The 15,164-nt window shown below is 72.7% G+C and carries 14 protein-coding genes; 8 read left to right on the forward strand and 6 right to left on the reverse strand.

Translation table 11 applies throughout. The features are described from left to right. Positions 1 to 5 precede the first annotated feature (5 nt). From DVR05_RS04045 to DVR05_RS04060, 4 genes are all read right to left on the reverse strand, one after another. The gene (locus DVR05_RS04045) at positions 6 to 2,948 is read right to left on the reverse strand and encodes an AAA family ATPase (protein ID WP_116244446.1); all 2,943 of its coding nucleotides are present in this window, start codon (positions 2,946 to 2,948) and stop codon (positions 6 to 8) included. A 92-nt stretch (positions 2,949 to 3,040) separates the two neighbouring features. Then, positions 3,041 to 4,231, reverse strand: a complete 1,191-nt coding sequence (locus DVR05_RS04050) for a globin domain-containing protein (RefSeq protein ID WP_116244447.1) — start codon at positions 4,229 to 4,231, stop codon at positions 3,041 to 3,043. 119 nt (positions 4,232 to 4,350) lie between these two features. Continuing rightward, positions 4,351 to 4,797: an Rrf2 family transcriptional regulator gene (locus DVR05_RS04055; protein ID WP_116244448.1), complete on the reverse strand. Its 447-nt coding sequence runs from the start codon at positions 4,795 to 4,797 to the stop codon at positions 4,351 to 4,353. A 34-nt stretch (positions 4,798 to 4,831) separates the two neighbouring features. Next, a complete protein-coding gene (locus tag DVR05_RS04060; protein WP_116244449.1) occupies positions 4,832 to 6,442 on the reverse strand; it encodes an MFS transporter in 1,611 nt (536 codons plus the stop codon). 272 nt (positions 6,443 to 6,714) lie between these two features. On the opposite strand from DVR05_RS04060, the gene panB reads away from it, so the two are divergent. Together panB and DVR05_RS04070 are read left to right on the forward strand one after the other, a co-directional pair. Beyond that, on the forward strand, positions 6,715 to 7,569 hold the full coding sequence (gene panB, locus DVR05_RS04065; protein ID WP_116244450.1) for a 3-methyl-2-oxobutanoate hydroxymethyltransferase: 855 nt from the start codon (positions 6,715 to 6,717) through the stop codon (positions 7,567 to 7,569). A gap of 183 nt (positions 7,570 to 7,752) precedes the next feature. Then, positions 7,753 to 8,793: an LLM class F420-dependent oxidoreductase gene (locus tag DVR05_RS04070; RefSeq protein WP_116244451.1), complete on the forward strand. Its 1,041-nt coding sequence runs from the start codon at positions 7,753 to 7,755 to the stop codon at positions 8,791 to 8,793. A 40-nt stretch (positions 8,794 to 8,833) separates the two neighbouring features. On the opposite strand, the gene npdG is transcribed toward DVR05_RS04070, so the two are convergent. Both npdG and DVR05_RS04080 read right to left on the reverse strand, forming a co-directional pair. After that, positions 8,834 to 9,529: an NADPH-dependent F420 reductase gene (npdG, locus tag DVR05_RS04075; RefSeq protein ID WP_116244452.1), complete on the reverse strand. Its 696-nt coding sequence runs from the start codon at positions 9,527 to 9,529 to the stop codon at positions 8,834 to 8,836. Between the two features lie 129 nt (positions 9,530 to 9,658). Further along, positions 9,659 to 9,838: a hypothetical protein gene (locus tag DVR05_RS04080; protein WP_116244453.1), complete on the reverse strand. Its 180-nt coding sequence runs from the start codon at positions 9,836 to 9,838 to the stop codon at positions 9,659 to 9,661. 126 nt (positions 9,839 to 9,964) lie between these two features. Between DVR05_RS04080 and map the strand changes: the two genes are divergently transcribed. The 6 genes from map to DVR05_RS04110 all read left to right on the forward strand — a co-directional run bounded on the left by map (position 9,965) and on the right by DVR05_RS04110 (position 15,082). After that, complete coding sequence (gene map / locus DVR05_RS04085; RefSeq protein WP_116244454.1) at positions 9,965 to 10,816, forward strand: type I methionyl aminopeptidase; 852 nt, start codon at positions 9,965 to 9,967, stop codon at positions 10,814 to 10,816. Positions 10,817 to 11,089: 273 nt separating this feature from the next. Continuing rightward, positions 11,090 to 11,329 (forward strand): hypothetical protein, encoded by a 240-nt coding sequence (locus tag DVR05_RS04090; protein WP_116244455.1) that lies wholly within the window; start codon positions 11,090 to 11,092, stop codon positions 11,327 to 11,329. Between the two features lie 371 nt (positions 11,330 to 11,700). After that, positions 11,701 to 11,964: a hypothetical protein gene (locus tag DVR05_RS04095; RefSeq protein WP_116244456.1), complete on the forward strand. Its 264-nt coding sequence runs from the start codon at positions 11,701 to 11,703 to the stop codon at positions 11,962 to 11,964. A gap of 293 nt (positions 11,965 to 12,257) precedes the next feature. Next, positions 12,258 to 12,512, forward strand: a complete 255-nt coding sequence (locus tag DVR05_RS04100; RefSeq protein WP_116244457.1) for a hypothetical protein — start codon at positions 12,258 to 12,260, stop codon at positions 12,510 to 12,512. A 227-nt stretch (positions 12,513 to 12,739) separates the two neighbouring features. Continuing rightward, a complete protein-coding gene (locus DVR05_RS04105; RefSeq protein ID WP_116244458.1) occupies positions 12,740 to 13,573 on the forward strand; it encodes a M55 family metallopeptidase in 834 nt (277 codons plus the stop codon). 135 nt (positions 13,574 to 13,708) lie between these two features. Next, positions 13,709 to 15,082 carry a M20/M25/M40 family metallo-hydrolase gene (locus tag DVR05_RS04110; protein WP_116244459.1) on the forward strand — a complete coding sequence of 458 codons (1,374 nt, stop codon included), beginning with the start codon at positions 13,709 to 13,711 and terminating at the stop codon, positions 15,080 to 15,082. Positions 15,083 to 15,164: the final 82 nt, after the last annotated feature.

Consider the following 15,164-nt stretch of genomic DNA (forward strand, 5'->3'; position numbering starts at 1 on the left):
CGGGGTCAGCCGAGACCGAGGTCGCGGGCGCGCACGGCGGCCGCGTTGCGGTTGGACACCCCGAGCTTGGCCATGAGGTTGGTCAGGTGCACGCTCACCGTCTTCGCCGAGATGGACAGCGCCTGGCCGATCTCCCGGTTGGTACGGCCCTTGGCGACCTCGGCGAGCACCTCGGTCTCACGTCGGGTGAGCCCGGCGGGCGAACGCGTCCGGGCGGCCTCGGGGGCGGCTTCCAGGGCGGGCGGTGCCTCCTCCGCCAGCCCGTGGCGGACCCGCAGCAGGGCCGCCTGACGGCAGATGAAGGCGAGACCGTGCCGTGCCGCCGCCGCGTCCGCCTCGGCGAGGTGGGCGGCGGCACGGTCGCGGTCGCCCACGCGCAGGGCGGCCCGTGCGGCCGTCAGCAGGATCTCGGCGTGGATGACCGTTCGGCCCTGGTCCCGGGCCAGAAGCAGAGCTGCCTCACTGGCGGCCAGGGCCTCCTCGGGGTCCTGGGCGACCAGGCCCGTCAGGTGCTGGACGACCTGACGCCGACCGGGGTGGTCCGCCGCCGACCGCAACTGGTCGAGGGCCTCGCGCACCCGGGCGCGCAACTCCAGCGCCGCCTCCCTCCGGTCCGGCTCCTCGGCGAGGACGATCGCGAACTCCGCCAGGGACGGAAGCGAGACCGCGTAGAGGTCCTCCGGAAGCCGCCACAGACCGGCCACCGCCCGGTCCAGGAGATCCCTGGCGAGGTCGAACGCCTCCGCCGGGCGTCCCTCATGGACGGCGAGCCGCACCGTGGCCAGGTGGAACGGCAGGTACTCGGTCGGCGAACTGCTGTTCTCGGGGAGCAACCGCCGGAACTCGGACATGGCCGCGCGCAGCCGGTCCACGTCCCAGCGGTGGAAGGCGAGTTCCATCGCCACGGTCAACGCCCTGGCCTGGACGACGGAGTCACCGGTGATCCGGTCCAGGAACGGCTCCACCTCGTCCAGCCGCCCCTGGGACAGGTGAAGCGCCGCCATCGCGTAGAAGAACGGTCCGCTCTGGGTGCGCGCCAGTCCCGCCTCCTCGCAGCGCCGTAACCCCTCGACCGCGTTGGCGAAGGAGTCCTCCGTCCGCCCCAGGTGTTTGAGCGCGCCGCCCCTGTTGACCAGCCCCCGCAGCTCCACCATGACGAACCCGTGCTCGCGGGCGAGCGCGATGCCCCGGTCCAGCAGGTCGAGGCCACCGCCACGGTCGTCGAATCTCGTGACACAGCCGAGTGTGATCAGCGCGTCCGCCTCGCTGCGCCGGTCGCCCACGTCCCGGGCCAGGGACAGCGCACGAGCGGCGGATCGTCGTGCCTGGTCGGCGTGCCCGCGCATCATCAGCGTGGCGGCGAAGGTGGCTCCGATCGCGGCACGCCCCGGGTGTCCGTCCGGCAGGACGACGAACGCGTCGGCCAGGTCCTCCAGAGCGCCGTCCCGCCCCAGTTCCTTCAGGGCCTGGGCGCGGACGTGCCGGAGCCCGCTGATGAGCTCCCCCTCGGCCGGACGGGGCCCCTGGGGGTCGTGGTGGCCGTCGACTCCGAGTTCGCGCAGGCCGTCGGTGGCGTGGGCGACGGCCCGGCGCAGCGAACCGGCGACGAGGGACACCTCGGCGGCCCGGCGCAGCACCTCACCGCGCGGCTGACCGATGCGCGCGGCGGCGTCGGGGACCCGGTCCCACAGCTCCAGGACGCGTTCGAGCAGCAGCAGGTGTTCGGGGTAGGCGGCGGCGTCGGCCGCGTGGTCGGCGGCCCGCCAGGCCGAGGTGAGCGCCAGCGGCTGGTCACGCGCCTCGTGGGCGTGGTGGGCGAGCTGGATCGCCCTCTCCCTCTCGGACAGTCCCGGAACGGCCCGTTCGAGCGCCTCGGTGTAGCGGCGGTGGGCGCGGACGCGCTCGCCGGGCAGCAGGTCGGTGTAGACGGCCTCGGCGAGCAGGGCGTGGCGGAAGGAGTAGCCGGTCGCGGTCGGTCGGAGCACCTGGACGTCGGTGGCCTGCCGCAGGGCCTGGTCGAGTTCCTCCTCGGCGGTGCCCGCGCGCCGCGCCACCGCGGCCAGGACGGTGTGCTCGACGTGTTCGCCCGCCGCGGCGGCCAGGCCCAGCACCCGGCGGGCGGTGTCGGGCAGCGTCTCGACCGTGGCCAGGAGCAGGTCGCGGGGTCCGTCCGGGAGGCCGCCCCCGATCGGGTCGGGGGCGGCGAGGAGGGACTCGACGAAGAGCGGGTTGCCGCCGCTGCGCTCGTAGAGCAGGTCGACGTCGTCGGGGGCGAGCGCGCGGCCGCGCAGCCCGGCCGCCTGGGCGGCGACCTCGTCGCGGGTGAGGGGGCCGACGTCGAGCCGCCCGACCCGGGGCAGGCGCTGAAGTTCGGGGAGCAGGCGGCGCAGCGGGTGGGCGCGGTGCAGGTCGTCGGTGCGCACGCTCACCAGCAGGTGGAGGGGGACCGCGCCCAGGTTGCGCAGCAGGAAGACGAGCAGGTCGCGGGTGGAGGCGTCGGACCAGTGCAGGTCCTCGACGACCACGACGAGGCCGTCCGGCTCGGCGCGCTCCTCCAGGAAGGTCAGGACGGACTCGAAGAGCCGGGCCCGGCTCTCGTCGGCGGGGTCGGGCCGGGCGCCGAGCTCGGGGACCAGCCGGGACAGCTCGCGGGCGTGCTCGGCGGACGGCGGGGCGCCCTCCCCGCGGGCGAGGTGGCGGATCAGCGCCGTGAAGGGGGCGAAGGGGACGCCGTCCGTGCCCAGTTCGAGGCAGCCGCCCACGGCGGTGCGGGCCAGCGGGGTGCGGCGCAGGTACTCGTCGATGAGCCGGGTCTTGCCGACCCCCGCGTCTCCGCGGAGCAGCACCGCGCGGGCGCCGTCCTCGCGGGCGCGGTGTGCGTCGTCGGCGAGCCGGGCGAGGTGGTCGTCTCTGCCCACGAGGGCCGGGGGGTGCTCCTGGTCCACCATGCCGCCCAGTATGGCGGGTGCGTCGGTGGCGCGGTACGGAGTGCCGGGGGCGGAGGCGGCCCGGGGCCGGGCCGCCTCCGCCCCCGGGGGACTCAGTCGGCGCCCAGCCACAGGTCGGGGCCGAACACCTCGTAGTGGACGTCCCGGGCCGGGACTCCGGCCGCCAGCATCCGCGCGCGCACGTCGCGCATGAACGGCAGCGGACCGCACAGGTAGACCTCGCAGTCCTCGGGAAGGGTGATCCCGTCCAGGTCCATGCGTCCCCGGTGCGCGGTCCCCTCCCCGTCACCGGTCTCGTACCACACGTGGTGCTCGGCTCCGGGGATCCGGGCGACGAGGGCCTCCGTCTCCTCGCGGTGCGCGTGGTCCCGCGGTGAGCGGTCGGCGTGCAGGACGAGCACGCGGCGGTCGCCGCCCCGTTCCGCGAGGTGGTGCAGCATCGCCACCAGGGGGGTGCAGCCGATCCCGGCGGAGGCCAGCACGACCGGGCGGTTCCCCGCGCCGAGGACGACGTCTCCTGCGGGGGCGGACACCTCCAGGGTGTCCCCGAGTCGGAGGGTGTCGTGCAGGAACGCGGAGACCTCCCCCTCGGGCCCCTCCCCCGCGCGCAGCCGCTTGACGGTGATCCGGCGCCGCCGTCCGTCCGCGCCGGTCAGGGAGTACTGCCGCGCTTGGCGGACGCCGTCGGCCAGGCGCACCCGCACGCTCACGTACTGGCCCGGTCGGAACTCCGGGGCGGGGTCGTCGCCCTCCGGTTCGAGGGTGAGGGAGGCCGTGTCGGGGGTCTGCGCGTGCCGTCCGACCACGCGCCAGGGACGCCAGACGTCCCCTCCGGCGCGGCCGCCCTCCGCGTACAGGCGGGACTCCAGGGCGATGAGGGCGCCGGCCATCAGCCAGTAGACCTCGTCCCAGGCGGCGACCACGTCGGGGGTGGCGGCCTCGCCCAGGACGTGGGCGATGGCGGAGAAGAGGTACTTGTGCACGATCACGTACTGGTCCTCGGTGACGCCGAGGGAGGCGTGCTTGTGCGCGATCCGGGAGAGCAGGGCGTCCGGCCGCTCGTCGGGGTGTTCCAGCAGGGCGGTGGCGAAGGCGGCGATGGACCCGGCCAACGCCCGGCGCTGTTCGCCGGAGGCCTGGTTGCCGCGGTTGAACAGGCCGTCGAGGAGTTCGGGCCGCTCGCTGAGCATCGTCTCGTAGAAGCGGGCGGTGATGGCGTCCAGCGCTCCGGCGACGGCCGGGATCGTGGCCCGCACCGTCGCCGCTGACTCGGTGGAGAGCATGCGTCCTCCCTCACCCGGGAACAGGGTCTCCCGGGACAGATAATTGGTATCTGAAATGCATATTAAATCCGCCGGAACGGTCTCCCGCACCGGGGGCGGAGAAGACGAAGATCAGCTGGTCAGAGCGGTTTGTCCGGTCCGGACAACAGGGTCAGGACATCGTGGGTCGGCTGCGCCACGAGGGACTCCACGGTCACGGCGTCCAGGGACGAGTAGAAGGCCCCCCGCGCCTCGCGCAGCGCGGCGCGCAGGCGGCAGGCCGCCCGCAGCGGGCAGGGCGGATCGTCCTCGCAGCCCGCGAGGTCCCCGTCCCCCTCCAGTTCCCGGACGATCTCCCCCACCGACACACGGCGCCCCCGGTCGGTCAGCAGCAGGCCGCCGCCCCGGCCCCGGCGGGCCTCCACCAGCCCCATCTCGGACAGGCGGGCCACGGCCTTGGCCATGTGGGTGTAGGGCACGGCGAGCATGCCCGCGGCGGTCCGGGTGGTGAGGAGTTCGCCCTCCCCCGCCACCGCGAGCCGCATGACCAGCCGCAGGGAGACGTCGGTGAAGGCGGTCAGACGCATGCTCCCACGGTAGCCGGGCCCCGCCCCGACCGGATCAGCCGGAGGTCTCCTCCTCGCGGCGGTCACCGCCCGCCACCGCCTGCTGCCCCTCGGCGGGCTGGTGCCGCCCCGCCTCACGCGGCATCCAGACGAGGACGACGACCAGGCCGAGCAGACTGATCCCCAGCGAGATGAGGGCGGCCAGGTGCAGCCCCGACATGAACGCCTCCTTGGCCGGGGCCACGAGTTGACGCCCGCCCTCTCCGACGCTCCGGGCCACCGCCAGGGTGCCCTCGATCGACTCCCCCGCCGCGTGCAGCTCCTCCGAACCGACCCGGGAGGCCCCCTCCCCCTCCGCGAACGCGTCGAGGGCCGGACCGACCTCCGCGCGGTAGCGGGTGGAGAGCACCGCCCCCAGGGTCGCCACCCCCATCGCGGTGGCGACCTGGCGGACCGTGTTCTGCACCGCGGAGGCCGCGCCGGCCCGCTCCGGCGGGACCGCGGACATGATCGCGTCCGTGGCGGGGGTCAGCACACCCGCCATCGCCGCGGCCTGGAGGAAGAAGACCACCAGGATGAGCGGCACCGGCGTGTCCTGGCTGAGCTGGCTGAAGAACAGGAAGCTTCCGCAGGCCACCAGGACACCCGCCGCCGCGACCCTGCGCGGCCCCGCCCAGCGCACGAGCGTGGGGCTGAGCGGCGCCATGATCATCTGCCCCACGGCGGAGGGCAGCACCAGCATCCCGGCGACGAACGGCGTGAACCCGCGCACGCTCTGCCAGTAGAAGCTCAGGAAGAAGATGATCCCGGCCATGCTGAAGAACAGCACCATGATGATGGCCATGGCGACGCTGAACCGGGGCTCGCGGAAGAAGCGGACGTCCAGTGACGGGTCGGGCGTACGCGACTCGTGCAGGAGGAAGAGCCCGATCAGGGCCGCCCCCGCGACGAGCGCGCCGTACACGTCCACGTCGGTCAGGGACGCCCGCTCCCCCGCGGTGATGATGCCGTAGATGAGCAGCACCAGTCCGGGGACGGACAGCAGTACGCCCAGCACGTCCGGCCGCCCGGGGTCGGGGTCCCGCGACTCCGGGATGAGGAGGAACACCAGGGCGAGCCCCAGCAGGACGAACGGCACGTTGATGAGGAAGATCGACCCCCACCAGAAGTTCACCAGCAGCAGGCCGCCCGCCGTCGGTCCGATCGCCAGGGCCAGGCCCACCGAGCCCGCCCAGATCCCGATCGCCCGGCCACGCTGCTCGGGCGGGAACACGTGGGTGATGATCGACAGCGTCTGCGGCATCACCATGGACGCGCCCAGGCCCATGGCCGCGCGGGCGAGGATGAGCTGCTCGGGCGAGCCGGAGTAGGCCGAGGCCGCCGACGAGGCGCCGAACACCACCAGGCCGCAGACCAACAGGCGGCGACGTCCCCACCGGTCCCCCAGCACCCCGAAGGTGAACAGCAGGCCGGCGAACACCAGCGTGTAGGAGTTGATCGCCCACGCCAGCTCCGACTGGCTGGCCCCCACTCCGGCCTCGGGGTCCGACAGCGTGCGCAGCGCGACGTTGAGGATCGTGTTGTCGGCGACGATCACCAACAGACAGATGATGAGCACGGCGAGCGCGCCCCACCTACGCCGGTACGCCGTCCGCGAGTCCAACATCCCACCTCCGTGCCAGGGTTCCAGGGAATGATCCCACGACGCGAACCGGTTGTATCCCGAGGAATACGGCGTAACGGCGGCATGCGATGATGCTGGCGTGCGGTACCGGTCGCGCACCGAACGGTGGTGCGGCTCCCCGTTGCCGCGCAGGTACGGTCCCGCCCGGGACCGCCCGGCCCCCCGGGGCCTCCCCGCGCGCCCGCGCGGGACGATCTCATCCACACGTCCGGGGACACCACACGGTGCTTCGAGACAACGGAGGAAGACACACCATGACCACCTCGACCAAGACCCCCTCCGACGGGAAGACCCTGTACGGCGGGGTCACCAGCCGACGCGTCACCGTCCGCGACCTGGCCGCGGCCAAGAAGCGCGGCGAGCGCTGGCCGATGCTGACCGCCTACGATGCCCTCACCTCCCGGATCTTCGACGAGGCGGGGATTCCCGTCCTGCTCGTCGGCGACTCCGCCGCCAACGTCGTCTACGGCTACGACACCACGGTGCCGGTGACCATGGACGAACTGGTTCCGCTGACCGCCGCCGTGTCCCGCTCCACCCGGCGGGCCATGGTCGTGGCCGACCTGCCCTTCGGGGCCTACCAGGGGTCGCCCCAGCAGGCGCTGGAGGCGGCGACCCGCTTCATGAAGGAGGGCCGGGCCCAGGCGGTGAAGCTGGAGGGAGGCCACGCGGTCTCCCCCCAGGTGGAGCTGCTCGTCTCGGCCGGGATCCCCGTGATGGGCCACCTCGGCCTGACCCCGCAGTCGGTGAACACCCTCGGCGGTTACCGGGTCCAGGGGCGCGGGGAGGCCGCAGCCGGGCTGCTCAAGGACGCCAAGGAGCTGGAGCGCGCGGGCGCGTTCTCCGTCGTTCTGGAGTGCGTCCCCGCCGACCTGGCCGCCCAGATCACCGAGCAGCTGAGCATCCCGACCATCGGTATCGGCGCGGGTCCGTCCACGGACGCCCAGGTGCTGGTCTGGCAGGACATGGCCGGGCTCAGCCCCAAGGTGGCCAAGTTCGTCAAGACCTACGCCAGCCTCGCCGACACGCTGCGTGAGGCCGCGTCCGACTTCGCGGACGAGGTCGTGGGCGGCGCCTTCCCCGAGGAGCGCCACTCCTACGCCGGCTGACCGGAGCCGGGTCCGCCCCGGCCCCACGCCGCCGGTCGGGACATCCGCCCCGGCCGGCGGTGCCGTGTCCGGGTCCGGACCCGGCAGGGTGTGCTCCGGGCTACTTTCCGAACGGTACTCGGTAGTACAGTCGCTGCGTACCCAGCACCGACACGGGCCGGGACCGGCCCGCCGGGAGGACAGATGCGCATCTCGATGCCGCTCCAGTACGCGGGCGAGCCCAAGGCCGCCGTGGACCAGGTGGTCGAACTGGAGAAGGCCGGCCTGGACACCGTGTGGGTGGCCGAGGCGTACGGGTTCGACAGCCCCACGCTGATGGGTTACATCGCGGCCCGCACCGAGACGGTGTCGATCGGCTCCGCCATCCTGCCGCTGTACACCCGTACCCCGAGCCTGGTGGCGATGACCGCCGCCGGACTGGACGACCTGTCCGGCGGGCGCGCGATCCTCGGCCTGGGCGCCAGCGGCCCCCAGGTGATCGAGGGGTGGCACGGTGTCCCCTACACCAAGCCCCTGGCGCGTACCCGCGAGACGATCGAGATCTGCCGGAGGATCTGGGCGCGGGAGGAGCCTCTCACCCACGACGGGGCGGTCTTCCAGCTCCCGCTGCCCCCGGACCGGGGCACCGGCCTGGGCAAGCCGCTCAAGATCATCAACCACCCCGTGCGTCCCGAGATCCCCGTCTACGTCGCCGCGCTGGGCGAGAAGAACGTCCAGATGACCGCCGAGATCGCCGACGGGTGGCTCCCCCACCTGTTCGTCCCGGAGAAGGCCGAGGCCGTCTGGGGTGAGGCCCTCGCCAAGGGGAGGGCCCGGCGCGACCCCTCCCTGGGGGAGTTGGAGATCTCCGCCGGCGGCCTGCTGGCCATCGGCGAGGGCGAGGACACCAAGCGGCTGCTCGACCTCGTCCGCCCGATGATCGCGCTGTACGTGGGCGGTATGGGCGCCAAGGGGAAGAACTTCTACAACACCCTGGCCCGCCGGTACGGCTACGAGGAGGCCGCGGAGACCATCCAGGACCTGTACCTGGAGGGCCGCAAGGACGAGGCCGCCGCGGCGGTGCCCGACGAGTTCGTCGAACTGACCAACCTGGTCGGCCCGGAGTCCTACGTACGCGAGCGGGTGGAGGCCTTCCGCGCGGCGGGCGTGACCAGGCTCAACGTCACCCCGGTGGGCGGGGACCCGGTCGCGCTCGTCGAGCGGGTCAAGGACTGGGTGTCCTGACCCGGCGCGGACGCCCCCGCCCCGGGTCGGGGGCGTCCCCTCACAGTCCGGTGATCCGGATCCCCGCGTGGGTCCTGTAGCGGCGGTTGACCGCGATGATGTTGGCGGTGAGCGCCTCGACCTGGTGGGCGTTGCGGAGCCTGCCGCCGAACACCCCGCGCACCCCGGGGATGCGCTCGGCCAGGGCGCGCACCTCGTCGGTGGCCGCCCGGTCCTCGCCCAGCACCAGCACGTCGAGGTCGACCGTGTCCACGTCCGGGTCGAGCAGAACCACGGCGGACACGTGGTGGAAGGCCGCGGTCACCCGGCTGTCCGGCAGCACCTCGGCGGCCTGTTGGGCGGCGCTGCCCTCGGGGACGTCGAGCGCGAAAGGCCCGCGCTTGTCGAACCCGAGCGGGTTCACGCAGTCCACGACGATCTTGCCCGCCAGGGTGTCGGCCAGGGCGGCGAGCAGCTCGCGGTGTCCGTCCCAGGGCACGGCGACGATGACGATGTCACCGGCGGCCGCCGCCTCGGCGTTGGACAGACCCCGGACGTCGATCTCGGTCTTCTCGGCTGCGACCAGGTCGGCGGCGACGGCCGCGGCGCGCTCGGCGTTGCGGGAGCCGATGATGACGCCGTGCCCGGCCAGGGCGAACCTGCGGGCCAGGCCCCGGCCCTGGTCACCCGTTCCGCCGAGGACGGCGATCTTCCTGTCCGCGATGTCGACGCCCTGGGGCATGGTCGGTTCGGTCATCGGGCTTCCTCCCGGATGAGGTGGTCGGTGACAAAGTCGTGGGCGCCGCGGCGCCGCCCCTCCCCTCCGGGAGGGGGACCAGCGCCGATCCTGCCAGAGGGCGCGGACCGGGGAACACGCGCCCCGGGCTCAGCGTTCGTCCTCCGCCTCCCACTCCTCGTTGCGCTCGGCCGCGATGGCGAGCGCCCGCGCCGCCGTCGCCTCGGTCTCGTAGGGTCCCATGCGTTCCCGGTTGGGGCAGCCCGGTCCCTGTTCGACGCGCATGTGCTTCAGGCAGTACCACCAGTCGCCGGTGTGTGTCTCGCTCATCGTCGCCCGCCTCCCGTCGTCCCGAACGGATGTCGGGCACCTACCCGCGGTGGGGTGCCCCTCACACCCGCCGGGCCTGGATCGTCGAACTCGGACGGTGGTGGGCACGAACTAGAATCTGTGCCCATGACTACCCCGCTGGTTCCTGGGCGCATCTCGCCACAACGTTCGGTTCCCTCCCACATCGTCCGGCCGGAGTACGTCGGGCGGAAGCGTCCGGTCGAGGGCGTCCTCGGTGACGTGCAGACCCCCGAGACCATCGAGCGGATGCGCGAGGCCGGGCGGATCGCCGCCCAGGCGCTCCAGGAGGTCGGCAAGCACGTGGAGCCGGGGGTGACCACGGACGAGCTGGACCGGATCGGCCACGAGTTCCTGCTCGACCACGGCGCCTACCCGAGCACGCTCGGGTACAAGGGCTACCCGAAGTCGCTGTGCTCCTCGCTCAACGAGGTGATCTGCCACGGTATCCCCGACGACACCGTGATCTCCGACGGCGACATCGTCAACATCGACATCACCGCGTACAAGGACGGCGTGCACGGTGACACCAACGCCACGTTCCTGGCGGGAGACGTGGCCGAGGAGAACCGTCTGCTGGTCGAGCGGACCCGCGAGGCGACGATGCGCGCGATCAAGGCGTGCCGTCCGGGCCGCCGGATCAACGTCATCGGTCGGGTCATCGAGTCCTACGCCAAGCGGTTCGGCTACGGCGTGGTCCGGGACTTCACCGGTCACGGCGTGGGTCCGGAGTTCCACTCGGGACTGGTGATCCCGCACTACGACGACCCGCGCGCGGACACCGTCATGGTGCCGGGGATGACGTTCACCATCGAGCCGATGATCACGCTCGGCGGGGTGGAGTACGACATGTGGGACGACGGCTGGACCGCCGTGACGGCCGACCGCTCGTGGACGGCCCAGTTCGAGCACACGCTCGTCATCACCGACTCCGGCGCGGAGATCCTCACCCTCCCCTAGACACGTCGGTGTACGCGCCCCGGGAGCCACGGTTTCCCGGGGCGCCGTCGTGTCCGGGGCGGGTTGGAACGCTTCGGTCCCGCAAGGGGCCGAGCTGTCACTCCGCCGACAATTCAGTCTTCAAATCCACACATATCACCGCATACTCGGTCAATTCGGTTACAAAGCACTCATATCGGGATGAATTTCGCGCATCCTCGTAAGCGTGCCGCTCGAACGAGCGGGAGCGACCGGTGCCGTCGCGCCGGTTCACACACAGGGAGGAGATCCCAGATGAAGAGCATCTCGCGAGTCCTGATCACCGCCGTCGCCGCACCGACCCTGGCGTTCGGCCTGCCGGCCGCCGCCTTCGCCGACAGCTTCTACGAGGCCGACCAGACGGTCGCGGGCCCGCACGGCGCCAGTTCGACGCACGTCTGTTCGGCGGCGTTCGACGGTGGCCACGGCTTCGGCCCGTTCGGCGGCTTCGGCAAGCGTGGCTGCGACGACCACCGAGGCCCCTGGCTCTGGTAGGCCGGGCAACGGCGAGCACCGGACGCGGTCCGGATCGCGAGCCGGGTGCCGGGGAGCTATGTCTCCCCGGCACCTTCTTCATGCCGCCACCCGAAAAAACGGACGCCGAGCTGTCACTGCGCCAACCATTCAGGGCGCAAATCACCCCTTATCGCCACACACTTCGTCAATCTGGTTACAAACCGCACATAATCCACCACGATCTGCGCATCCTGTTGAATGTGCCGCTCAACGGAGCGGACCGGCCGGACCGTCCCGGGGCCACGGAGACCGGTACGGGGGCCAAGGAGCCTCCGTCACCCCGGACCACGACGGAACGACCGGTAAGGACCGGAGCGAACGCACCGATCCACGTACAGGGGGGAGATCCCATGACGAAGTCCATCTCGCGAGTCCTGCTCACCGTCGTCGCCGCGCCCGCGCTGGCCCTCGGCCTGCCGGCCGCCGCCTTCGCCGACAGCATCTACGAGGCCAACGCCACCTTCGCCGGTCCGCACGGCGCCGGCTCGCAGAGCATCTGCGCCGCGGCCTTCGACCACGGCCACCACCACCACGGTCCGTTCGGCGGCTTCCACGGCAAGAAGGGCTGCGACCGCGACTTCCACCGCGGCCCCTTCAACAGCGTCCTCGACTAGCCGAGGGGACGGCGAGCACCGGACGGACACCGTTCGGATCGTGAGCCAGGTGCCGGGGAGCGATGTCTCCCCGGCACCTTCTTCATGCCGCCACCCCGAAAAAACGGACGCCGAGCCGCCACTCCCCCGACCGTCCAATGCGCAAATCACCCCTTCTCACCGCACACTTCGTCAATCCGGTTACAAACTGTGCATACTCAACCACATTCCGCGCATACTCGTAGACGTGCCGCTCGAACGAGCGGAAGCGAGCCGGAACGAACACACCGGTTCACACACAGGGGGGAGATCCCATGACGATGAAGACCATCTCGCGAGTCCTGCTCACCGCCGTCGCGGCTCCGACGCTCGCGTTCGGTGTGCCGGCGGCCGCCCTGGCGGACAGCTTCTACGAGGCCAACGCCACCTTCGCCGGTCCGCACGGCGCGGGGTCGCAGAGCATCTGCTCCGCGGCCTTCGACCACCACCACGGCCACCACGGCCTTCTCGGCGGCTTCCACGGCAAGAAGGGCTGTGGCCACCACCACCACGGTCCCTGGGTCCGCTAGATCGGTCCGCAGGCGGGCGTCGGACGCACCGCGTCCGGATCGCGCGCCGGGTGTCGGGGAGTCCCGAGCTCCCCGGCACCCCGACCACCGCCCTCCACTCCCGGCAGAGCCGGAAGTGGGGGGCACTCTCGTGTGCTCGGCGTGTCCGGTCCCCCGCCCCGGCACGACCGGAGGCCCCGCCCCTCACCCCGTGGATCACCGGGGTGAGGGGCGCTAGGGTCGGCCGCATGAGGATCCTCGTCTCCGCCGACATGGAGGGCGCCACCGGCGTCACCTGGCCCGCCGACGTCGAACCCGGGACCGAGCAGTGGCAACGCTGCCGGGCGATGTTCACCGGCGACGTCAACGCCGCGGTCGAGGGCCTGTTCGCGGGCGGCGCGGACGAGGTCCTGGTCAACGAGGCGCACGCCACGATGCGCAACCTCCTCCTAGAGCGCCTGGACGAACGCGCCACCATGATCACCGGCCGCCACAAGGACCTGTCGATGGTCGAGGGGATCCAGCACGGCGACTGCGACGGCGTGGTCTTCCTCGGCTACCACTGCGGCGCCGGAGACGAGGGGGTGCTCGCACACACCTATCTGCCGGGCTCCCTCACCGGTGTCTGGCTGGACGGCGAACCCGCCAGCGAGGGGCGGCTCAACGCGGCCGTGGCCGCCGAGTACGGCGTGCCGGTCATCCTCGTCACCGGCGACGACCGCGCGTGCCAGGACGCGGCGGCCTACGCCCCGTCCGCGCGGGCGGTCGCGGTCAAGGAGCACGTGAGCCGCTACGCCGCGCGCTGCCTCCCCCCGGCGCGCACGGCCGAGGACATCCGGGCCGGGGCCCGGGCCGCCATGACGCTCGCCGGGCGGCGCGTCCCCGAGGAGCCCCGGCCCCACATCGTGGAGGTGGAGTTCGACGCCGCGCACCTGGCGCAGGCCGCCGACGTCGTTCCGGGCGTGACGCGGGTGGGCGTGCGCCGGGTCCGCTACACCTCGCCGAGCGCCTACGAGATGATCCGCTGCTTCAAGGCGGTGACCACGCTCGCCGCGCGGGCGGTGGAGGAGGACTACGGTTGACCGTCCGGGGCGTCGGGAGCGTCTTCGGGCCGCTGACCGACACGGCTGTGTACGGTGAGACCGTGACACGGGTCACCTCAGTCACACCCGTATCACCGGGCCCCAACGACCCCAGCCGAGAGCGAGGCCGCAGCCGTGGGCGACCCTTCCGAGGCGACGTACGACCTGGCCGCGGCGGGGGACGACGCCGTCCGCCTGGCCCGTGAGCTGGTCCGCAGGGACTCCACCAACCACGGCGGCGGGGAGGGTGACGAGCGGGCCGCCGCCGAGTTCGCCGCCGAGGCGTTGACCGACGCCGGGCTGACGCCGCAGATCCTGGAGCCCGCGCACCGACGGTCCAACGTCGTCGCGCGCGTCCCCGGAACCGACCCGGACGCACCCGCCCTGCTGGTCCACGCCCACCTGGACGTCGTTCCCGCCCACACCGAGAACTGGTCCGTCCCGCCCTTCGGGGGCGAGATCGCCGACTGCCCGGTCACCGGGGCCCCGTCGCTGTGGGGGCGCGGGGCGGTGGACATGAAGCACACCGTCGGCATGGTCACCGCCGTCGTCCGCCACTGGGCCCGCACCGGTCTGCGCCCCAGACGCGACATCGTGCTGGCCCTGGTCGCCGACGAGGAGGACAGCGCCGCGTTCGGCGCCGACTGGCTGGTGCGCGAGCACGCGCACCTGTTCGAGGGCTGCCGCGTCGGGATCGGCGAGCGCGGCGGCCACACGGTCCACGCGCGCACCGCCGCAGGTCGTGCGGTGCGGCTCTACCCGATCGCGGCGGCCGAGCGCGGGAGCGCCTGGCTCACACTCCGCGCGCGCGGAACCGCCGGACACGGTTCCCGCCCGCCTGCGGACAACGCCGTCGGCGCCCTGGCCGCCGCGGTCGCCCGGATCGACGCCCACCGCTGGCCCCTGCACCTGACACCGGTGACCCGTGCCGCGATCGACGCGGTCACCGCCGCGTTGGAGATCGAGCGGACGCCCGGGGACACCGACGGCGACGACGCGGCCGACGCCCTGGTCGCCCGGCTGGACGCGGCCGTCCCGCTCGTGGCTCCGACGGTGCGCAACTCGGCGACGCCGACGATGCTGACGGCCGGTTACAAGGTCAACGTGGTGCCGGGCGAGGCGGTCGGCGGGGTGGACGGCAGGGTCCTGCCGGGGGCCGAGGAGGCGTTCGCGCGCACGATGGACGCGCTCACCGGGGAGCGCGTGGACTGGGAGTACGAGCACGCCTCGCCGCCGGTGGCCGCCCCGTTGGACTCGGCCGTGTTCCGGGCGATGCGGTCGGCGCTGGTGGCCCACGACCCCGACGCGCACGTGGTCCCCGTCTGTCTGGCCGGTGGCACGGACGCCAAGGTGTTCTCCCGGTTGGGGATCGACTGCTACGGCTTCTCCCCGATGCGCCTGCCGGAGGGTATGGACTACCCGGGCCTGCTGCACGGGGTGGACGAGAGGGTCCCTCTGGAGGGGCTGAGATCCGGGGTGGGTGTCCTGGACACCTTCCTCCGGGCCTGAGGGGCACGGGTCCGCCGAGGGTGGGACCCCGGTGTGGACGGTGCGCGTCGGAGCGGGTACGGCGACGGTGACGGACGGTGAG

Origin of the sequence: Nocardiopsis sp. FIRDI 009, assembly GCF_003386285.1 — a bacterium.
Lineage (GTDB): Bacteria > Actinomycetota > Actinomycetes > Streptosporangiales > Streptosporangiaceae > Nocardiopsis.